The organism is Paenibacillus roseus (assembly GCF_016424485.1).
Taxonomy (GTDB): domain Bacteria; phylum Bacillota; class Bacilli; order Paenibacillales; family Paenibacillaceae; genus Paenibacillus_D; species Paenibacillus_D roseus.
In genome coordinates this window covers 177,828-198,911 of sequence record NZ_JAELUP010000103.1, presented here as the reverse complement: position 1 = coordinate 198,911, position 21,084 = coordinate 177,828, and the positions used below count along the sequence as shown (strand labels likewise).

Genomic DNA, 21,084 nt, shown 5'->3' with positions numbered 1-21,084 from the left:
GCCCAAGGCTGTCAGCTATGTATGGAGCAGGATTAGAAAACATCCACAATCAAGTTTAATAGGCATAGCCGCTTTATTATCATTCTACTAGATTGTCAGGGGGGCGTGCATCTTATTTTTTGCCAAAAAAAATTGGAGGATCGTACATATCCTCCAATTTCTTGCGATTTATCCTTTTGGCTTTACAATAAGGGCTGCGAGGAACGAAAATATGATCGCCGCGGAAACACCTGCGCTCGTTACCTTGAATATTCCGGTGATGATCCCGATCCAGCCCACATCCTGCAGTTCGGTAAGCGCTCCGTGAACGAGCGAATTGCCGAAGCTGGTAATTGGTACTGTAGCCCCCGCTCCGGCAAACTTGATCAGCGGCTCATACCAGCCAATTCCATCAATTACAGCTCCGGCCACGACCAATGCCGCCATCGTATGGGCTGGCGTCAATTTCAACACATCAAACATCAGTTGGCCAATTACGCAGATCGCTCCGCCGACCAGAAAGGCCCATAAAAATTGCATGTCATCCTCCTCCTTCTATAGAAACAGCGTGCGCTATACATGGTATGGTCTCTCCCTGCTGATAGGACAGGGGGGACATCAAAGCCCCGGTTGCAACAACAAGTATTCGTTTAAGCTCCCCCTTGCGAACTCGCTTAAGCAGATGACCATAGGTGACGACCGCCGAACAAGCGCAGCCGCTGCCTCCTGCCTGAATGATGTTTTTTTGTTTGACCATGTCATAAATCATCAGGCCGCAATCCGTGAATTCAGTTTTCCCTATCGGAACCCCGTTCCGTTCCAGCAAATCCTTGGCAATCGGGTGGCCTACCGAAGCCAAATCACCTGTGACTATCAGGTCATAATCCTCGGGACTGCGCCCGGTATCCTCGAAATGGGACTGAATCGTATCCACGGCTGCTGGAGCCATTGCCGCTCCCATATTGAACGGATCTGTAATTCCCATATCCACAACCCTGCCTATCGTCGCGCTCGTTATGACAGGGCCGCTGCCTTCCTCCGCGATAACTGCCGCTCCTGCCCCGGTAACTGTATATTGAGCTGTCGGAGGCTTCTGCGAACCGTATTCGGTCGGGTAACGAAACTGTTTCTCCGCTGTGCAGTTATGGCTGCACACGCCTGCCAACACCCGGCGCGCTGATCTGGAGTTCACAAGCATGGCCGATAGTGCCAGCGATTCCATGGAAGTCGAGCAGGCTCCAAACACGCCTAAATACGGAAGCTCCAACTCCCTGGCGGCAAACGTGCTGCTAATAATCTGATTCAGCAAATCACCGCCAATAAAAAACTGCAGTTGCTCCTTGCTCACCCCCGCATTGCGAATGGCAATATCGGTTGCCTGCTCCATCAGCAGGCGCTCCGCTTTTTCCCATGACTTCTGCTGCATATCGAGCTCCGGATGTATCAGATCGAAGCAAGGAGCGAGCGGTCCATCCCCTTCATCAGGACCTACAACCGTAGCGGCTCCAAGAATAACTGGCCTGTTTTCAAACCACCATGTTTGTTTTCCGCGCAGCATCTTAATGTTGCCCCCCCGTACCAAAAATAAGATGCGCTATTCCCACAAAGAAGGCCGCTACTGTACCAAATACAATTACGGACCCGGCAAGCCGGAACATATGACCGCCTACTCCAAGCACTAGCCCCTCACTGCGATGCTCCAGCGCAGCGGAGCACATCGAGTTGGCAAATCCGGTTACCGGAACAGCCGACCCTGCCCCAGCCCATTGGGCAAGCTTATCGTAAACCCCGAGGCAAGTAAGAATCACCGAAATGATTATCAGGACGGCAACTGTCGGATTCCCGGCCTGGGTTTCAGACATTTTAAAGAAATGCATGAACATATTTTGTATAAACTGCCCCAAAACGCAGATAAGCCCCCCGACCAGAAAAGCGCGCAGGCAATTTACTCCGATTGAGCGCGCGGGTTCTCTGCTTTTTGCGAATTGCTTATATTCTTTAGGAGACATCCCTATTTTTTTGTACGGTCCGCGTCCAGCGCTCTTTGTAGCCAAAACTCGTTCCCTCCTTTATAAGTTCAGTTAAGTCCATTATTTGTCGATTTTAGGCAGCTTATGTATGCCAGGATTTTGCAACAGGCTTGATCCGATCTGAACAAAAAAAGCCGACAAAGTCTTAACGACTCTGCCGGCTGCCAACAATATTTGATATCTATATATATTAATATCATTATATAATTTATAAAAAAAATTTTAACCAGCGTCATCAAGAAGTTAATCGCAACTAACCGTCGATAGTGATGGTCCGTCCAATTCTTTCAGTTTTGATGCCTGCGACGGGATTTCCATTACAATTTGCTGGATATAGGGCTTGTCTTCAACCTTTAGTGAATAATAGGTCCACTTGCCTTGACGGCGTTCATGAACGAGTCCGCCAGCCTTCATTTTGCGCAAATGCTGGCTGATACTCGGCTGTGACATGTGAAGGATATCGACAATATTGCATACGCAAAGCTCCTTTTCTCGCAACAAGCCAAGTATGGCAAGCCGTGTACGGTCTCCCAGCAGCTTGAACGTCTCTGCCATTTTATCCAACGTATCTGTAGCTGTATCCATCGTCTGTTCTCCTTCCTTACTAATTCTTTATATTAGCATATCATTATATGATCAAACATTTCAACCATATATGTCTTCCTAAAATAAAGAAGGAGCGCAACGGTTTTACCGTCAATGGGCGGGAAAACCGTCGTTTTGCGCTTAAAACTTATAATGGCAGCAGTTGGACCGCCGCTTGCTTGCCGCTAACCTGAATGCCGGTCTGCTTCTTCCCGTTCTCGGCTAGGTCTTTCACCATCCGCTCCAGCAATTCCTTTGCTTTGGCGCCTTCCTTGCCTTGAATGCGGATTACGAGCTGCACACTATTGCCTGCTGCCAGCAGTTTGGCTGCCTGGCGCAGCTTGGTATCATAATCATGTTCTTCAATATGCGGGGTCAGACGCAGTTCTTTCACCTTCGCTGGATGCGAGCCAGCCGTAGCAGAACGCTTGTCCTCGATTGCCTGCTGCTTGGCCTTGCCTTTGGCAACGAGCTTGCACGGAGGCGGGCTGCTCATTAAGGATGTACATACAAGATCAGCCTTAAGCTCGCGTGCTTTGGCAAGCGCCTCGTCTCTGGTAACAACGCCCAGGTTTTCACCTTGAAGTCCTGTCAATTGAACTTCGGAGACCCGTATTTTTTCATTCATAATTAATGTGGATGCCATCTGCTATTCGCTCCCTTGCCTTTATCGCTGGACAGCAACTGCCTTGCTTATTCTGCCGCACCTATTTCAAATTATTATATCTTTTGTAGCCGTATAAGGGGAAGGGACGTTTCCGAAGCTGAATTACGTTTTTTGCTTAAAATTCCCCACCACATACGAACGGTAGGAATCATTCTGATAGACCAGGCCGTTCAGTTGCATCCCGTACGCACAACCGCCATCAATACCGATCTTGCCGTCCGAGAACCAGATGTCGGGAGAGTCGTGCAGTTCCGCTGCCCGTGTATGGCCGAACACAACGGTCTTGCCTGTCTTGTTCGGTGACCGGTGAAATTCCCCTTTCATATACATAAAATCACGGGGAGGCTGTTCCTTCCAATCCCGAAACTGCGGGTTTAATCCGGCATGGACGCAGATATGCTTCTCATCTTCATAATAAAGCGGCAGCGATTGGAGAAACTCAAGATGTTCTTTGTAATTCCTCTGGATAATCATTCTGGCATCATCTACAAGACATTCGGTGTCTGGACCCACTCCGAAGGGCACATAGCTGCGCAGTGTCTCCATGCCGCCATACTGAAAAAACTTGCTCTTGTCTTCCAGCCCGCCGTTCCATATAAACTCGACCAAGCGTTCATCGTGGTTGCCCTTGAGAGCAATGGCACCGTGGTCATGTACCAGTTCCATCACCCGGTCAACGGTTTCCCTGCTTCTTGGTCCACGGTCCACATAATCCCCCAGCAAAATTAACTGATCCTCTCCAGGGTAGTATTCCGCCACTTCCAACAGTTTGTTCAATTGCTCCAGGCAGCCATGTATATCGCTAATCATCAATTTTCGTTTCATAGTATCCCCCTGTCTGTTGGCTGCTGAAATTTCTGGAGACCTCATTACTTATGCAGCGGCAGCTCTATGCAAAAATTCAAATTGCCCTCCTGAAGTTCCAGCCCATCTTCCAGAGAGCGGTATATTAAGAAAAGCCAAAGTAATGCTCCGGGCATGTTTTATTTTGCTTAGGAAGCGTTACATCATCTGACTGGGCTGCATGAGAGTAAAAGCGGGAGAAAATTGCTTACCTTGCTTACTATTTTAAACAAAATATAACAATTAGATAAACTTTCCCCTCTCATTTTCGTCTATAAAAGTGAACTTCACTTTATTTTCCCAGTGGTTCGTGAAATTTCGATTGAAACATAATAATTGTGGGGTATCATCAGTCATGAGTGAGACACTGAATACGTCAAGCAGGCCACAAACCCCAGATAAAAATTATATCAAAGAAAAATACGGAAATTAAGGGGGATACACATGAAACTCAAGAAAACTCTTGCAATTACCTTAGTTACAGTAGGGATCGCTGTGACTGGATACGTTTATGCGGATAGTCAAACTAAAGTAGTTGAAATTTCTGCACTGCCTGTCACGCATAAGGATTTGAGTGAATTGGAAGATCGCTCAAAATTGATTGTTACTGGTAAGCCATTGGATAGCGAAAACCACGTTGTTAAGGATAAGGATGGATTCATTCAAGAAGGATTTACAATTACGAGTTTTAAAATTGATGATGTGTACTCTGACAAAACGGAAAAAAAGATAAAGAAAGGAGATATTATTAAGGTTGCTGAACCTTTATACATCATTGATAACGGACTAAAACCAGGCCAAACAGAATTCGTTGTTGAAGATTACAAAAAGATGAATCAATCCAATCGCTATCTATTGGTTCTCAAACCGGATGTAAATTATTCGGATTTGAACGTCATTGCGGGTGGTAAAGAAGGGCAATACAACTTGAATGGCACAAAACTGATCCCTTAAAGTTAAACACCTTCAATAGAAAACCCCTATGTCGCTTTACAAATTAGTAACGTATAGAACACAGGGGCTGTAGAACCAGCTTCATATAATGCTCTACTTTCGGAAACGGATCGTAAAAATGGTGCAGCACTTTCCTTCAAGCCTGATTTCACCTGCAAGTCTCCAGTATCATAATCCGATCATCCCCTTTTCTGTTTGTACATAACCGCAGTCTTCGATCATGATGCAACTGACGGCGCGGCATCAAGGCTGACTACCGAGGTTGTCCCCTTCCCTTTCTCGCTTGTATATTCCAATTGTCCCCCAATCGCCTGAATAATCCGAAAGGCTACCATAAGCCCCAGTCCGGTACCGTTCGTCTTGGTCGAATAGAATGGGGTGCCGAGTCTGGTTAATTCCTCCGGCGTCATCCCTTCCCCGTTGTCACTGATCGAAATCTGAATTTTGTCCAAAACCCGCTGGGCATTAATGAATACCTGCCCTCCATTGGAGGCCTCAATGGCGTTTTTGATGACATGGCCCAAGGCCTTCATAATTTTGTAGCGATCTGCCTCCAGCAGTAAAGTCTCTTCTGCTTCGATTTGTAAATCGACGTTATGCATTGCAACAGTTTCCGACATCGTTTGTCTAATATGGTGCAGCATGTCCGCAACCTGAACGATTTCCATCTTTTCAAGCTGAGGCTTGGCAAAATTCAGAAAATCATGGATCACATATTCCGCCCGCTTGAGTTCGGCAAGCGAAGTTTCGATATAGATGCGGTTTTTCCCTTCCACACTTTCAAAGACAAGCTGCAAATACCCCTTTACTACCGCCAAAGGAGAACGGACCTCCTGAGCGACGGAAGATGCCAGATGGCTTGCAAGATTCATCTTCTCTGCAGAGAGAAGTTGTCTTTGCATAAGCTTGGACTTGATCGTGACCTCCATTAAACAGGTTGCCATGACCATCGCTGACATCTCGATCACGCCTGTGATCGCGAGCCGGGACATATTCAGAAAGTCTGGATGCTGCTGTGCGATGGCTACGAACCCATTCACAATAAAGCCGGTTAATGCCAGCCCCGTCGTGATGACCAGCCTTTGCCGCGGCGTCCGCCTGGCAAAACGTGAATGAAATATGGCGGTCGCTACAAGGACAGTCAGTATTCCGACAAACGCCACTTCCCACCCGTCCGTTCCAATCAGATACCTGGTCAGCAAAAAACAAAAAAGCGAAATCCCGCCGGATAAATAGCCGCCGTATAGTAGTGCTATGATCAACGGAATATTTCTTAAATCACCGTCCAGATCATTGATGATGGGATCAGGCAGCAGCATAGAGCAAACAATTGCCAACCCGGCAAGTAGTCCGAGACTTATTTTATAGACACTGTCTTTCACCCGAGTCGATTTGGCCAACACTAGAAACTGGTAGAGCATTACCGGGAATAAAATGGACAGAAAATCCAGTAACAGGTCTCTCATTATAAATCCCTCCGCTCTATTCGATTCGACGTCTTTCCTGATTTTTCCTCCCAAATTGGATGTATATAAATTGAACGAATGAAAACATATGATGGTGTGACACCTCCGTTTAAGCTGCCGCAAAAAAAACAAACAGCACCTGCTCCCGTCAAAAACGGTACACTGTGCTGTTTGCTCTAATTCTTCAGTATTAGCCATCCATCCTTGTCAGGTTAAAACAGTAGGATAAACAGCAGTGCGACCAGTAATACATAAAGCAGTAGGATGAACAGCAGCGCCGCTTGTTTTTTCCCCAATAATATCCTCTCCTATCCTGATCAGACAGTCAGCTCTAACCAGATTATTCGGCTTGCTGGACGATAGTGAGCAGGTTAGGTCATAAGGGGATAACGATATGCAGCTGAATCAGTGATTATTGCCGGATCCGTTGCTTTTTTTATCCGAAGTTTTGGTCGTCGTATTTTTGTTTCCATGTCCCTGCTGTTTCGCCATGATCAATTCCCTCCTTTGTACCCCTATCGTGCGCCGGTTAAAGGAGATTTATGATCGTTCATTAAGCCCATTTTCTTCCCTTGAAACGGTCAAAATCCAGCTTCCCAAAAAGATCGGCAAATCTGTGTTCCCATGTATGCTCCAGCCGCGTCCGCTGCTGTCCAGCACGGGCAACCTTGTCCGCTTCGGCGGGATGGCTAATGTAATATCGCAGCTTTTCGATCAGATCATCTTCATCGCGGTAACCGACAATTTCCTTGTCATACACAAAATAACGACTCATTTCATCAAAATAATGCGTGAACAGCAGCTTGCCCGCAGCGGTCGCTTCGAATACGCCCACTTTTACATTCGTATAGCCTGCCCCTGTGGTTGGAAAATTAACGAGACACGTTGTGGAATGCGCTGCCCGGAACCAGTTCTCTCCGTTTACCGGCCCCATCGTATGATCGGGCCAATTTTTGCCGTAGAGCAGTGTATCAAATTCCGCCGTCAGTCTGCTTGCAAGAGCAATCCGATCCGGCCGGGCATGGCCAATAACGGCGACATCACACTGGAATTGCGGTACCGGGTCCCGTGGCACAAAATAACGCCGGTCTACTGCAAACGGCATAAAGATGATGTTATCGTGCTGATGTTCACGGTACATATCCAGCGCCTGCATAGAGTTGGTCGTATGAAAATCATAATCGGAAGCGTAGTTGACAACGGTGGGAAATACGTCAGGGTCGCTTAAAGTCAGGCCGATTATGCCGCAATATTGCTTGATTTCAGCCATGTCCTCCGCCGAAAATGTTAGGCCGCCCCCGCCGAATAAAATGAGGTCAGGCTGAAAGTCGCGGATTAAGGAAAAGAGCTTGTTCAAACGGACATAGACCGGACCGTTGCCGCCCTGATGCCGGTACGGATTATGCAGCAGCGGTATTTTGCCGGTCAGATTCAGCTCCTGCACCGTACAACCCAGCTCCTCCAGCCCGTTATGAATACTCTTCAAAATTTCATTCACACCAGGGACATAACGGCAAATGTAAGTGATCTTGAGTTCCTCCAGCCTCATTCCAGTCCGCCTCCCTTCCGACGTCTGACCTGTTCCGTTTCACTCAGCAAAATCTGTCTGTTCAGCTTTTCTCTGCTCCGCAGTACGGCCATCTGCGCCTTTACTTTTTCTTTCCAGGCCATCCGGTTTTGCAAAACATTATCCACTGCCGCTATGAGCACAGATTCGGATTGTGCAGCTTCATTGATGGGAATACATAATCCCGGCAGACCTGCTTCACTGAAAAATTGGCTGACCTTCGGATCATACGAAAGTCCGATTGCCGGTGTATCAGCAGCCATCGATATAATCGACGCGTGCAGACGCATCGCGATGGTCAAATCCAAAGTTCCCATAAACTCTAGCAGCTTCATCGGCGTACTGTCCTCATACGGGATGATTGTCACTGCATCCGGCGGGAATTGTGAAGCGAACTCTCTGGCCAGCTTGACCTCCTGCTCACTGCGATTAAAAGTAAAAATAAACAGCTCCGCCTGATGCTGCTGCAAAGTATGCTTTGCGACTTGGGTTAACAGCTTGTAGAAGCGTGCGCTGCCGTCCGGATCATATGCCCATCTTCGCAAGTTCAAGCCGATTCGCGGCTTACGATTTCTGGCCTCCTGAATGTCCGCTTTGCTGATCAGGATGTCCGCGCTTCCATTTATTCCCAAGCTAACAACCGGGTCAGCAGCCAATACGGTCTGTTTGACCCCAACTGACTGAAGCAGCTCCCAGGACCCGGTATCCCGGACCGTAACCGCATCGGCCAGCCCTGAGATCCATCCCGCTGCACGATGTCCTTCAAGGGTAGAGAACGGGCCAATACCGAGTCCGTACAGCACGACACGCTTGCCCAATGTTTTCGCTATAAAAATAGGCGTGCTATAATAGACGATCGCACCGGGCTGCCGTCGCAATGAAGCGGTTGTATGGAAAAGGGATAGGGTGTCAAAACCGTTGTAATCCTGGAAAAGGCCGCCTCCGCCGATAATGACCATATCGCTTCGGGACACGGCCTGCTTCAGTTCCTCCAGGTCGAAACCGAATATTGTCCGGACTGGATGCGAGCCATAGTAGGCTCCGATGGACTTGCTGCGCACGCTGACCGTAATTTCCGCATCGGGTTCAATCCCGACCAATTGATCGATAAGCGCATGCAAAATGGCATCATCACCGGCATTGCCCGCCCCGTAAAAACCGTGGATTAAATATTTCATTATAACCCTGCCCCTCCAATCTAATCCTTCAAAATCAAGATAGTTTATGTAAAGGATGTAGAATCTGCACCGAGCAAATAACCTGCGGCTTTATTTTCCGCTGACTCAGGCTGCCTGATATCGCACGCATACAGGGAGGAGCATTGACCCAATTTAACGGCTTGTGTCCTCAAGTGGTCAAGTGTCCCTTTCTCTCAGCAATTAGGGGAATATGATGATATAAATCTGCAACGGAGGTGCAATCCAGCATGATCAGAAGAAAGAGCAGAAGCAGACTTCGCGTCAATAAACCGGGACGGGGAGCATGCGCAAAATATCGGAAATGCTTGGTTAAAAAACGGGCTTCATCATATACAAAAAGAGAAAAGAAGCGTGGCAATACGATCCACACCCATGCCGTACATGTCAATCCGGAAATTAAAGTGCCAAACGCTTCTCCGCCAACAGTTAACGTCCCCGCACCTGTAGTCAATGTCCCTGCCCCATCTGTCAATATTCCGGCCCCTGTCGTCAACATACCCGCCCCGATTGTCAATGTCCCCCCTTATGAAGCACAGCCCCCTTCTGCAGAAAGCAATACTATACTCGCACTTCGCGATGCGCTTGCCGCCTATGTCGGCAATCCGCTGGGCATTGAATTATTTACTGCCCAGGGAGGTTCGGCGCAGGCAACGATCAAGCGGGCGGGCATAGTGCGTGAGGTGCGACCCGAAGGCCTTGTTATTGTTGAACCAGTGGATGCCATAGGGGGAGAGTATTTATTTTTCCCGCTTCATCAAATTATCGGCTTCCATTATCCGTTTTATCAACAGGTCAATTAGAAGGAGGAATAACAGATGGCAGATATCGTTCTTTTGCGATGCGACAATAATTACGCCAGGAACGCCGCTCGGGTTACATTGTCAAGCAGCAGCAGCGCAGCTCCGTCGATTCTCCTGGGAACCAGTATGGCCGCCGCGCTGGAGCAGTTAACCAATGCCGGATTCAGCATCCAGTCCGGGAGCGCCGATGGAGCCGGATTCAGCTTTACGCTGATCCGCGGAGAGCAACCGGAAAATCCGGGGATTATTGATTATTTCAAGGATAAGATAGGCGAGAATGTCACGATCGAGACGCTTGCGGGTACCGTAGGGGGTACTGTCTTGAATGTGGGAATAGATGTCATCAAACTGCAAGAACCAGCCGGGGATATTTTGCTTGTGCGAGCCGCCCAAATTAATGCCGCGTATCCATAAAGGAGGGAAGGACATGAATTTTGAGCAGTTGCTCTCAGACTACATCGGGCGCCAAATCGAAGTTTTTTTGAGCAGCAATTACTATACGGGCGATCTGCTGTCTACAGGGAACGGGCAGTTTACCATTTTGGTCACTGATCCGTCCTATCAGACGCCGACTGAGCAGGTCACACTTTTTTCCAATCAGGTATCTTTCGTCAGAATATTGGCTCTATAAGTTGCACGAATGAACGCTGTGGAAGAGGAGTTCGGGAACAAAGGCGATGCTTCACTTCTCCAGCTTCCGAAGTCTTAGCGGTGATCAAGCCCTTCAAAGCTGGCAAGCGCCCACAGTTTCCAGGCGGCATAAGCCTTGGCATGCTTCCTCGACATACTGGAGCTGCGCAGCCGGCGATGGTACAGACAATGAGGAAGATATTCCGCTTCATAGCTGCGAAGCAAGCGAATCAACATCTCCATATCTTCATACAGCCTGCCGTAGAACGGGTCCGATTGGCGCCAGCCTCCTTCCTGACGAAGCGTTGATACGCGGTAAAGACGCGGGATAAGAGGGCGGGCATTCTCCAGCAGCTGCCGGACATCCTTGATGGGAGAAGTAACGTGAATTTTCCTGAATAACAGCTGATGAGGGCTGCGCTCCAGCCATTCGCCATAATTTCCGCAGATTAGTGCTACGCTATCTTCGGCACAAACCGCTGCTTCCGCAAAGCGGGCGACTGCATCACAAGTCAGCCAGTCATCGGCATCCAGCTCCAATAGCCAGCTTCCACGCGCAGCAACGAGCGCTGTATTGAGCGATGCCGCCTTGCCTCTATTATGCTCATGCCGTATAACCGTCACGTTATGTGCGAGTGGGACCAGACGTTCAATTGCTGCATCCGTTCCATCATTGGAAGCGTCATCTACCAGGATCAGTTCCCAGGCAGAACTCGTCTGCTTCAGGACACTGCGAATCGCCCACGGCAAATGAGCCGCAGCGTTATAGGCACAGATGACTACAGACAGCAAAGGCTTGCTATGAGGCCGGGGGACTGCTGGAGCTTCAAGCAAAGGCGCAAGCGCCTCCCATTCCTCGCGCCGACGCATCCAGGCGGGAAAATGCCGGGGGGCCGGACGAAAGCTGGAGCTCAGCAACTCAGCCCCCGGGCAGGCCTCACGGATCTGAATATACTTGTCATAGTCTGTATAGTGATTGAAGGGAAGCTCGCTCTCCTCGGCAAAGCCGTTTATTTCTCCGCGCGCTATCGCGTCGGGAGTCCATATCGTGACAGCGTGCGGAATTTCAGGCACCTGGATGTCCCACTGTGCAGATTGCGCAGGCTGAATGCGCAGCCATTTCAATCCTTGCTCCTTCATGAGTGTCAGCCAATGGGAGAGTTCAGTGGAAAAAGAGCGAAGCAGTTCGGCGCCTGATGGTATGGTGAGCATGTAAGGCTCTTCGTTTCTATGCCGCAAGTAGTCGTTCAGCTTGCCGCCGACTGGCTGCGCAAGCGGCACAATCTCGGCCCCGGGCAGCAAAAGTTCAGCCGTTCGTACAGTAAGACGCGCTGCCGGCGTCTGGGTATCGTTCAGCACAAACACAATCATAATCCAAACCCTTTCTGATCTTAAGTAATCGAATTGGTAATGGTTATGCTGACCGGCACTGCATCATACATGAAGCTTTTAAAAACAACAACGAAATGGAGAAAGATAACATGGCGGTCATCTTATTTCCACCGATTATCGACTGGTCGTTTATGAAGCAGCGGCCCCACCAGTTGATGTTCCATCTGGCCCAAGCGGGACACCATGTTTATTTTTGCAATAAATCCATCTCTGTGAGAGAGAACGAACAAATTGCGGAAAGGCTCTTCGTTGTACACAACCATTCGCAATGGCTGCAGGATATATGGCCTTCTATTCGGCAAGGAGCCTCGGGCGGAACTTTGATCTGGTGCTCGCTGCCCCAACTGGCAGAGTCGCTCAAACGGTATCAGGCGGATTATATTGTATACGATTGCGTGGATGAATTTGCGGAGTTGGCTCCGTATGAGCCGCAAATGGTGGAGACTGCGGATTGGATCATCTGTACTTCGGAACGGCTCTATTCAAGACTTAGACGCCAAAATCCGAAGCGGCCGCTTGCGCTCGTACGCAATGGCTATGACAGCGGGATGGGGCTGCATCTGATGGACGAACAATCGTCTACGGAAGCGGACCGCATAGCTTTCGCTGGCGACAGCCATGTCGGCTATATCGGCGCCTGGGCGCCATGGACCGATGCAAATCTGCTCAGACGGCTGGCGCGGCGGCTGCCTGTGGATACCCGCCTCGTTATTATCGGGCCGGAATTTGGCCGCAAGTATGGGCAGGAGACCGACATGCAGTTTTTAGGGCATAAGCCGCATCATGAGCTTCCGATGCATATTCGGCAAATGGCCGTTTTGCTTATTCCATTCCTCCCCTCCCCCACTACACTGGCTACCAATCCGGTCAAAGCTTATGAGTATTTGGCAAGCGGCAAGCCGGTCGTCTCGACCGCATTGCCAGAATGTATGCGGATGCAGCCGCATGTGGATGTATGCCGGTCGGCCGACGAATTCATCGACACGGTTCTGCTAAGGTTGCAGGACCCGGGAGATGCCGCTGCCCGCATCCGCTATGCCCTGGAACATACGTGGGAGGCACGCGTCCGTGAGATCCAGGCGTTTATCCCTTTATTATAAAGCCTTCCCGGCTACAAAAAGGCAACATACAGGGCGAGCAAGATAATGCTGGCTGCTGCAGCCACGACATAAAACATCGTTAATCTCGTCCACTTTTTCCCCATATTTTGCCCATAGGACGGGCTCGCCTTTTTATTCTCCTGGGAATGCCCTATCAAAATCGTAGATAGAACCGCAACAACAATGATGATAAACACAAGAACATAGCTGATCATTCTTAGCTCCCCTTTTGCGTGAAAGCCAGGGAATGCAAGCGTTTCCGCCGCCTTTCTCCTGGCCTGCCGATTCTGGTCTGAGTCCTAATTTTCCTTGGAGGCATCCAGCAGTGCCGCATTGATTCCGTTCAGGAAAGCGAGTGCGCTTGCCTTAATAATATCGGTATCCATGGCGCGTCCCGAATAGGTTCTGCCCTGATATTCCACGCGAATCATAACACGGCCAATCGCTTCTTTGCCTCTGGACAGGCTGTTGATTTTATAATCCTTCAGCTCCACATCCATACCGGTCAGCGTTCTGATGACGCTATAGAGCGCATCTACCGGTCCATCGCCTACTGCGCTGTCTTTGAAAAATTCATTGCCCTTCCTCAGCTTTACCGTAGCCGTAGGGTACAGATCATTCGTAATAACCTGGAAGGAATCAAGCTCATACAACTGGCTGTCGCTAATGTCTATTGTACGATGGTTCGTAACCAGATAAAACACATCGTGATCATATACTTCCTTCTTGGCGTCCGCCAGGACAAGGAACTTTTGGAACAATTGCTCGAAGTCCTCGGTATCTGCGGTTTCGAAGCCCAATTTCTCCACCGTGTTTTTGAAAGCATGACGTCCAGAACGGGCAGTCAAAATCAACTCCATCTTCTCCGCGCCGACTTCCTCAGGAGACATGATCTCATATACATTCTTGTCTTTCAGCAAGCCGTCCTGGTGAATACCAGAAGAGTGCGCAAACGCATTTTCACCCGTAATCGCCTTGTTCACCTGTACATCGAGTCCAGTCAGATGGGTCAGCAGCTTGGAGGTTCTCATCAGTTCCTGTGTTTTGATTCCTGTGGTGCATCCGTAGAAGTTCTCTCTAACCTTCAGCCCCATGACCACTTCTTCAAGGGAGGTATTTCCCGCGCGCTCACCAAGGCCGTTAATTGTAACTTCGACCTTTTCCGCGCCATTCTTGATTGCGCTGAGCGTATTCGCGGTTGCCATCCCCAGGTCATTGTGACAATGTACGCTCAGAACGACTTTGTCATTCAGGTTTTTCAGCCGGTCATTGATTTTGTAAATCAGTTCGCCGAACTGCTCCGGAACCGCATAGCCAACCGTGTCCGGCACGTTAATGATCGTTGCTCCGGCTTTGACGACAGCTTCAATCGTTTTCCACAAATATTCAAAATCCGAGCGGGATGCATCCTCTGTGGAATATTGGACATGCGGCAGCAGCGTTTTGGCATATTTGACCGCATCGACACCCATTTGCAGCACAGCATCCTTGGATCGGTTGAACTTCTTCTCCACGTGAACATTGGAGGTTCCGAGCACGATATGGATAAACGGGTTTTGCGCCAGCTTGATGCTCTCGTATACGGAGTCGATGTCGTTTTTGACGGCGCGCGCCAGCGCAGTGATCGAGATTGTATCTCCTACTGTTCTGACAATCTCTTGTACAGAACGGAAATCCCCCGCAGAAGAAGCGGGAAATCCTGCTTCAATCACATCGACGTTCAGGCGTTTCAACTGCTGGGCGAATTCAATTTTTTGCTGCGTATTCAGCTTCGCGCCCGGTACTTGTTCACCGTCGCGCAGAGTTGTGTCCAATACAATAATTTTCCGTGTCATGGCTAACTCCTCCTAGGCAATGTATAATGTCTATTTTCAAAGCGGAGCTGGTTAAACCCGGAATTTAACCAACAAAAAAACCCCGTCTCTACAATAGAGACGAGGTTTAACCCGCGGTACCACTCTAATTCATTTCATGTCGAAATGAGCTCAATTCGATGGCCAACACCATCTATCCCTGTAACGGTGGAAATCCGTCTTGCCCTACATGATCGGGAAGCTGTTCATAGACGAGTTCAAAATGAACGACACTGCCGCTTCGCACCACCCAACGGCTCTCTGAGAGTACATTCACTTCTACTATTTCTAATCATCACATTTTATTATTGGTTAACGAAATTATAGAGCAGGCTGCTTTGCTTTGTCAACCCGAATTGGACTTTTTTTTCGGGCACTTTGAAAAATAGGCTGGGCAAGCGTTCATCTCATCCCTTCGTTCCCCCCTGTAGACCAAAACCCTTGGACATAAAACGTTGGGAGAGAATGTACATGACGACAGACGGGATCGCATAGAGCACGGAGAAGGCAGCCAGCTTCCCGTAATCGACCATGCCGTACTGTCCGAAAAACTGGTACAGCTTGAGCGCGGCAGGAAATTTCTCCGGCGACTGCAACAGGATATACGGGACAAAGAAGTTGCCCCAACTGCCAGAGAAGGTAAAGATCGCAACTGTACAAATGCCGGGTACCATCAGTGGCGCGACAATTTTACGCATGGCCACGAAAACAGAAGCTCCGTCCACCCAGGCTGCCTCCTCCAGATCGCCCGGAACCGAATCCATGAAGTTTTTCAGCATCCAGATACCATACGGCAGGGAAGAGGCTACGTAAAATAAGATGACGCCCGCGATATTGTCGTACAGCTTGAGACTTAGAAACAATTGATACACCGGGACCATGACGGCTGTAATCGGCAGGGACGTCATGAACAGAATCGTCAGCATGAACGGCTTTTTATATTTAAGCTGGTAGCGGGACAGCGGGTACGCCGCCAGCAGCCCGAGGATTACGACAAGTACGGCCTGGCCCAGCGACATGACAAGTCCGATCAGGAAAGCTCGTTGGTTTTCACTGCTGGCGATGACGTCGATATAGTTGCCCAAAGTCAGATTCTCCGGAATTTTGAGCGACTGCATCGCACTCAGATCCACCGAAGCAACCAGCACCCACAGCAGCGGCAGCAGAAAGGAAATCGCTATCAGGACGAGCACCGTATGCGGCAAAAAGTGAAAAATAAGTTTACGCTGTTTCGTGTTCATAGTAAGTCTCCTTGTTAATCCTGTATCATGAAAATCTGTTGAGCCTGCTTGCATGGCTCCGAGAAAGGTTGAACTTTCATCATTTCATCGAACGGATGTAAAACAGGCTAAGAACAATCCCGATGAGCAGCAACAGCAAGGATATCGCAGTGCCATAGCCGAGCTGATAGTTGATAAAGGCCTGATTGTACATAAAGATCGGCAGTGTCGTCGTTGATGTTCCCGGTCCGCCGCCGGTCATGGCGTAGATCAGTCCGAATACCCCCAGCGTCTGCAGCGTAACGAGCATCATGTTGGTTGTAATCGAGTCCTTTATATAAGGGAGAATGATGCGGGTCAAAATTTGCCAACGCGACGCCCCGTCCACGACCGCCGCCTCTTCGATCTCGCTTGGCACATCATCCAGCGCCGCCTGGAAAATCAGCATAGAGAAGGCTGTCCCATTCCAGATATTCGCCAAAATGATGGTCAGCATCGGCACCGTGAACAGCCAGGTCACCTCAGGCAGGCCAAAGGAAGTAATAATGGCATTAAGCGTGCCGTTATCTCCGAAAAAGCTGTACAGGCACAGGGCGCTGACAATTTCCGGCGTCACCCAGCCAGCAAGGACGATTGTCCCGACAACGCGGCGAAACAGCTTATTTTTATGCTTCATCAACAGTGCAATAAGAAAGCCAAGCACCTGCTGACCGATTACGGCAGAACCGAACAGGAAGATAAGCGTGTTCCAAATGCTGATTCGAACCGCAGGGTCCTGAAACATGCGCGTGTAGTTATCCAGCCCAATAAATTTCAGTTCCCTCGCCGACTCTCCGGTCAAAGCGAGATTGGTGAAGGAATAAAAGAAAGTCAACAGAATGGGATAGATGAAAAACAGCATCATGATTGCGATTGAAGGAAGCAAGAAATAAAGCCATGTATAGGTGTTTCTTTTCCGATGAGGACTGTTAAGCGTCAGACTGCTCATGAAATTGTACTCCTTCCTCAGTCATACCCGGCAGCATGGAGCAGAAATGATGTCAAAGCCGCTTGCCCGGGGCCTGATTCCGGGAAGCCGGGCAAGCGGTATGACAAATGAAATGATCCATGCTAACAGTTGCTTATTTTTCGATTACATTCTGCTCGCCCACAATGCGGGTTACATCCTGGGCATATTTGTTTTGCGCAGCTTCCGGGGAGGTTCCGGTTGCCACCGCTTCCACCATCGTCTGAATTTGGGTTGAGACCTCCGGATATTTGTCCTGCGCCGGCCTGAACTCTGCGTTCTGCAAATACTCCGTTGCAATTTCATTAAATGGCATCTGGGTGTAGCCAGGGTCTTTCGCAACATCCGCCCGCACTGTAATATTGCCTGAGGCCGTGACCAACTTCTGAGAGTTTTCTTTATTGAGCGCATACTTGATAAATTCCCATGCTTCATCCTTGTTCTTCGCATTGCTCGGTATGGATAGCGCCCAGCCCCCAGCCAGCGTAATGGAACCCGGCGTCTGACCGTTGCTTGTCGGCATGGGCGCGAAGCCCAGAACATCCTTATATTCCGGCCAAGGCGCAGCCCCGTTCTCCAGATAATTGCCCGTAATCCAGGAACCGTCCAGCGAAATTGCCAGCTTGCCCTGCGGCAAATATTCACGCGTAGCCGTATTTCCTGCCTGCCCGTTCAATACTTTGGACAACGGCGGCCCCAGCTTTTCCTTGTTTACCGTCTCGATAAAACGAAGCGAATCCAGAATTCCCTGGCTTTTCACAATCCATTTGCCGGTGCTGTCGTCATATAGCCGCCCGCCCGTACCATAGAGCAGCATTTCATAGGTTTGCATGGAGGTGGCTTCACCGGTCGCTTTGCCCATATTCATCCAGATCGGTACGACGCCATCCGCTGCTTTGGTCTTGACCGTTCTTGCCGCATCCAATACTTCTTCCCATGTCTTGGGGGTCCATTCCTCCGGCAGTCCGGCTTCCTTGAAAATTGTTTTGTTGTACCATAATCCTCTGGAATCGGTATTGTACGGCACGCCATAGACTTTGCCGTCGCTTGCTGTTACCCCTTTCTTCATTGCCTCAATGAACGATCCGTCCGTCCAGTCCGGCCAATCCTTCAGCCTGTCGTCAAGCGGCTCCAGAAAACCTGCACTGGCATCCGAGTTCAGAATAAAGGTATCCTCCGTCACGATATCCGGCGCCTTGTCCTTGGATTTAAGCGCCAACGCGATTTTGGCGAAGTAATCGCCCTCCGAAGCCTGAATCGGAGTCGGTTTAATTTCGACATTTTTATCCGGGTAGTTTTTGGACAATTCCATGATCCATTTGTACATGGCGCCTTGCTCCCCGATGCCGTCATCCCGGTACGTAATCGTGACCGTTTTTTTCCCGTTTTCACCTTGTCCACCGCTGCTGCTGCCCGAACAGCCCGCCAGCAAAGAAGCGAAAAGGATAATGGATGCCAGTACAAGCAATACCCGTTTGCCGCTTGTCGTTTTTATCATGTTTCAACCTCCCTGATTTCTACTGCCAGTTTGTCAAACTACTGTAGTGAATGCGCTTACCCAAAGCTTTATAAACATATTTTAAAAGAGCGATTTTTATGGCAAGCTGTTATCAGGCGGGATACGGCAGATGCATTCCTAACAATCGTCCCGAGATATACAGAAAAGTCGCGGACATGCAAGAGTAAACGGCTTGCCGTCCTTTGACGGGCAAAAACTTCGTTTCGCGGCGGAATATAAAAACCCGCAACTGCAGCTGGAAGCCATTCGCTCCAACCGCAGTTGCGGGTTTGCATTTTGCAAAAAATAGATCATCCTTACAGCTTGATGTCCGCAAGGCTCGCTCCCTTGGTGAACAAGCGCTCAATGCGTTTTTCAACCGCCGGATCGGGCACAAGCGGCGGCGCATGGTGGGGCTTGATGCGCGCATCCAAAATAATTTGATCACAGGCCCAATGCTTGTCCTTGTAGTAGCTGTTGACGCCATGGATATCATGGGATGGATTGCTCCGAGTAAAGGCCGCCCACAGAAAATTTTTTAACGTTTCGCCCATGAAAGCCGCATCGTCGCACAGTACAATCAACGGGCAAGACGCCAACTTTCCCCTTGAGGCAATCGCCTCGGCAAGCTGCTCGATATCTTGCCGGCCCTTGCCATACTCGGTGAAAGCCGGTCCCTGAACAGCCACCACACCCGGCATGATGAGACTCACGGCCTCGAAGCCGCGAAGCCCTTTAAGCTGCTCCGGCACTTCTCTGCACAGCTCGCGCTTTTTGCCGCCGCAGGCTGCAAAGACGACTTTGCTGCCCGTATTCAATCCCGTGCCGGAGTAATCCAGCGTGTCAATCGTCGTATTCGTATAAAAATGAATATCCCGATGCAAATCCAGCCGTTCCAGAATATATGTCAGAAAATCGATCTCGTGGTGGGTATCCAGTGGCTGCTCTTCCTCTGCCGCAATGAAAAGAAATTTGGCCAGGCTGAGTTGTCCGGTTCCCAGTATGCGATTGGCGAGCGTCAAAATCTCCGCAGGCTGCTTGGCCTTTTCATATGGCGTGTACCGTTCGCTGCCGATAGCAAACAGAAGCGGATGCACGCCGGCAGCATCAACAGCATGGACTTCTTTGACGCCGGGAATTTCATGCTTGATTGCATCGCCTGTCAACTCATGGATGAGCGCGCCGAACACCGTATCCTCCTGCGGCGGACGTCCGACGACAGTGAATGGCCAGATTGCATTCGGTCGCGCATACACTTTATGCACCTTCATCACTGGGAACGGGTGCGTCAGGCTGTAGTACCCCAGGTGGTCTCCAAATGGTCCCTCAGGCTTCGTATCATAGGGGTGAATCTCGCCTGTGATGACGAAATCCGCATCATTGCTGATACAGAAGCCGTCTGCATAGCTGTAGCGGAAGCGCCTTCCGGCGAGCAGCCCGGCAAAAGCAACCTCGCTTAGCCCTTCCGGCAGCGGCATAACGGCCGACAGCGTATGCGCCGGAGGTCCTCCGACGAAACAGCTGACTTTCAGCGGCTCCCCCCGCTTCACAGCCTTGGACTGATGCACCCCGATGCCGCGGTGAATCTGGTAGTGCAGGCCGATCTCTTTATTCATTTCATACTCATTGCCGCTAAGCTGTACGCGGTACATGCCGAGATTGGAATTCATCGGCCCCGGCTTGTCCGGGTCTTCTGAATAGACCTGAGGCAGCGTCACGAACGCTCCCCCGTCCATCGGCCAATGATGAATGAGCGGCAGATCGGAAATTTGAATTTCCTGCATCGTCGCTGTTCCCCCCTGCGATTTCATTGGGAGTGCCTTCCATGCTCCAAGCGCTGTCTCGATATGTTTAAACGGCTGCTTCATGGCTTTGATCGGATCATTGCGCAGCGCGACAACATTTGTCGCAAGGTCCCATGTCTGACGGAATATAAAGCGGCTCCGTTCCATCGTTCCGAATAAATTCGACACGGCCCGGAACCTGGAGCCTTTCACATTTTCAAATAATAATGCCGGTCCGCCTGCCTCATACACCTTCAAGTGAATAGCGGCCATTTCCAGATAAGGGTCCACTTCCTCACGGATGCGGATCAAATGCCCGTTCCTCTCCAAGTCTATGACACATTGCTGCAAATTTTCATACATGGATAATTTCCTCCAACCCGTTCGTTACACGAACCTGATCCTTCTATTATGCAGCTTTTGGCTGGTGAAAGACAAGGTAGAAGGGGAATTGGTCAAAGAACGTACACTTACAAGGAATTTGCAGCTTCATTTTCCGAAATGTCGACTG

21 protein-coding genes and 1 other annotated feature are annotated in these 21,084 nt (G+C 49.7%); of the genes, 5 read left to right on the top strand and 16 right to left on the bottom strand.

Annotated elements, in window-relative coordinates; translation table 11 throughout:
* Positions 1-168 precede the first annotated feature (168 nt).
* From spoVAE to JFN88_RS17760, 6 genes are all read right to left on the bottom strand, one after another.
* Positions 169-519, bottom strand: a complete 351-nt coding sequence (spoVAE, locus tag JFN88_RS17785; protein WP_199020641.1) for a stage V sporulation protein AE — start codon at positions 517-519, stop codon at positions 169-171.
* 1 nt (position 520) lies between these two features.
* Positions 521-1,537, bottom strand: coding sequence for a stage V sporulation protein AD (gene spoVAD, locus JFN88_RS17780; protein ID WP_199020640.1), 1,017 nt, complete (start codon positions 1,535-1,537; stop codon positions 521-523).
* Between the two features lies 1 nt (position 1,538).
* Entirely contained in the window at positions 1,539-2,033 is a 495-nt protein-coding gene (spoVAC, locus tag JFN88_RS17775; RefSeq protein WP_233168008.1) for a stage V sporulation protein AC, read from the bottom strand.
* Positions 2,034-2,252: 219 nt separating this feature from the next.
* Positions 2,253-2,594, bottom strand: a complete 342-nt coding sequence (locus JFN88_RS17770) for an ArsR/SmtB family transcription factor (RefSeq protein ID WP_199020639.1) — start codon at positions 2,592-2,594, stop codon at positions 2,253-2,255.
* Between the two features lie 148 nt (positions 2,595-2,742).
* Positions 2,743-3,240 (bottom strand): translation initiation factor IF-3, encoded by a 498-nt coding sequence (gene infC / locus JFN88_RS17765; RefSeq protein WP_199020638.1) that lies wholly within the window; start codon positions 3,238-3,240, stop codon positions 2,743-2,745.
* A 123-nt stretch (positions 3,241-3,363) separates the two neighbouring features.
* Entirely contained in the window at positions 3,364-4,086 is a 723-nt protein-coding gene (locus JFN88_RS17760) for a metallophosphoesterase family protein (protein ID WP_199020637.1), read from the bottom strand.
* Between the two features lie 462 nt (positions 4,087-4,548).
* On the opposite strand from JFN88_RS17760, the gene JFN88_RS17755 reads away from it, so the two are divergent.
* On the top strand, positions 4,549-5,058 hold the full coding sequence (locus JFN88_RS17755; protein ID WP_199020636.1) for a hypothetical protein: 510 nt from the start codon (positions 4,549-4,551) through the stop codon (positions 5,056-5,058).
* Between the two features lie 218 nt (positions 5,059-5,276).
* Here JFN88_RS17755 and JFN88_RS17750 read toward each other — a convergent pair whose 3' ends face one another.
* The 3 genes from JFN88_RS17750 to JFN88_RS17740 all read right to left on the bottom strand — a co-directional run bounded on the left by JFN88_RS17750 (position 5,277) and on the right by JFN88_RS17740 (position 9,269).
* Positions 5,277-6,524: an ATP-binding protein gene (locus tag JFN88_RS17750; protein ID WP_199020635.1), complete on the bottom strand. Its 1,248-nt coding sequence runs from the start codon at positions 6,522-6,524 to the stop codon at positions 5,277-5,279.
* A gap of 553 nt (positions 6,525-7,077) precedes the next feature.
* Positions 7,078-8,073 (bottom strand): CgeB family protein, encoded by a 996-nt coding sequence (locus JFN88_RS17745; protein ID WP_199020634.1) that lies wholly within the window; start codon positions 8,071-8,073, stop codon positions 7,078-7,080.
* Positions 8,070-9,269, bottom strand: coding sequence for a polysaccharide pyruvyl transferase family protein (locus JFN88_RS17740; protein ID WP_199020633.1), 1,200 nt, complete (start codon positions 9,267-9,269; stop codon positions 8,070-8,072). Before JFN88_RS17740 ends, JFN88_RS17745 begins: the two co-directional genes overlap by 4 nt.
* Positions 9,270-9,517: 248 nt before the next feature.
* Here JFN88_RS17740 and JFN88_RS17735 point away from each other — a divergent pair, with 248 nt between their 5' ends.
* Genes JFN88_RS17735 through JFN88_RS17725 form a run of 3 tightly spaced genes read left to right on the top strand, consistent with a single transcriptional unit; the run spans position 9,518 to position 10,721 of the window.
* Positions 9,518-10,090: a hypothetical protein gene (locus tag JFN88_RS17735; protein WP_199020632.1), complete on the top strand. Its 573-nt coding sequence runs from the start codon at positions 9,518-9,520 to the stop codon at positions 10,088-10,090.
* Between the two features lie 15 nt (positions 10,091-10,105).
* Positions 10,106-10,504 carry a DUF2642 domain-containing protein gene (locus JFN88_RS17730; RefSeq protein ID WP_199020631.1) on the top strand — a complete coding sequence of 133 codons (399 nt, stop codon included), beginning with the start codon at positions 10,106-10,108 and terminating at the stop codon, positions 10,502-10,504.
* 13 nt (positions 10,505-10,517) lie between these two features.
* Positions 10,518-10,721, top strand: a complete 204-nt coding sequence (locus JFN88_RS17725) for a hypothetical protein (RefSeq protein ID WP_199020630.1) — start codon at positions 10,518-10,520, stop codon at positions 10,719-10,721.
* Positions 10,722-10,795: 74 nt separating this feature from the next.
* On the opposite strand, the gene JFN88_RS17720 is transcribed toward JFN88_RS17725, so the two are convergent.
* Positions 10,796-12,091 (bottom strand): glycosyltransferase family 2 protein, encoded by a 1,296-nt coding sequence (locus JFN88_RS17720; protein WP_199020629.1) that lies wholly within the window; start codon positions 12,089-12,091, stop codon positions 10,796-10,798.
* Between the two features lie 110 nt (positions 12,092-12,201).
* On the opposite strand from JFN88_RS17720, the gene JFN88_RS17715 reads away from it, so the two are divergent.
* Positions 12,202-13,212, top strand: a complete 1,011-nt coding sequence (locus JFN88_RS17715; RefSeq protein ID WP_199020628.1) for a glycosyltransferase — start codon at positions 12,202-12,204, stop codon at positions 13,210-13,212.
* Between the two features lie 11 nt (positions 13,213-13,223).
* On the opposite strand, the gene JFN88_RS17710 is transcribed toward JFN88_RS17715, so the two are convergent.
* The 6 genes from JFN88_RS17710 to JFN88_RS17685 all read right to left on the bottom strand — a co-directional run bounded on the left by JFN88_RS17710 (position 13,224) and on the right by JFN88_RS17685 (position 20,936).
* Complete coding sequence (locus tag JFN88_RS17710) at positions 13,224-13,427, bottom strand: hypothetical protein (protein ID WP_199020627.1); 204 nt, start codon at positions 13,425-13,427, stop codon at positions 13,224-13,226.
* Between the two features lie 84 nt (positions 13,428-13,511).
* The gene (locus JFN88_RS17705; RefSeq protein ID WP_199020626.1) at positions 13,512-15,047 is read right to left on the bottom strand and encodes a 2-isopropylmalate synthase; all 1,536 of its coding nucleotides are present in this window, start codon (positions 15,045-15,047) and stop codon (positions 13,512-13,514) included.
* Positions 15,048-15,139: 92 nt separating this feature from the next.
* Positions 15,140-15,370 (bottom strand) — a binding site (T-box leader).
* 102 nt (positions 15,371-15,472) lie between these two features.
* The gene (locus tag JFN88_RS17700; protein WP_199020625.1) at positions 15,473-16,306 is read right to left on the bottom strand and encodes a carbohydrate ABC transporter permease; all 834 of its coding nucleotides are present in this window, start codon (positions 16,304-16,306) and stop codon (positions 15,473-15,475) included.
* 79 nt (positions 16,307-16,385) lie between these two features.
* Complete coding sequence (locus JFN88_RS17695) at positions 16,386-17,273, bottom strand: carbohydrate ABC transporter permease (protein WP_199020624.1); 888 nt, start codon at positions 17,271-17,273, stop codon at positions 16,386-16,388.
* 133 nt (positions 17,274-17,406) lie between these two features.
* Positions 17,407-18,789: an ABC transporter substrate-binding protein gene (locus JFN88_RS17690; RefSeq protein ID WP_199020623.1), complete on the bottom strand. Its 1,383-nt coding sequence runs from the start codon at positions 18,787-18,789 to the stop codon at positions 17,407-17,409.
* A gap of 317 nt (positions 18,790-19,106) precedes the next feature.
* Positions 19,107-20,936: a UbiD family decarboxylase gene (locus JFN88_RS17685; RefSeq protein WP_199020622.1), complete on the bottom strand. Its 1,830-nt coding sequence runs from the start codon at positions 20,934-20,936 to the stop codon at positions 19,107-19,109.
* Between the last annotated feature and the right edge of the window lie 148 nt (positions 20,937-21,084).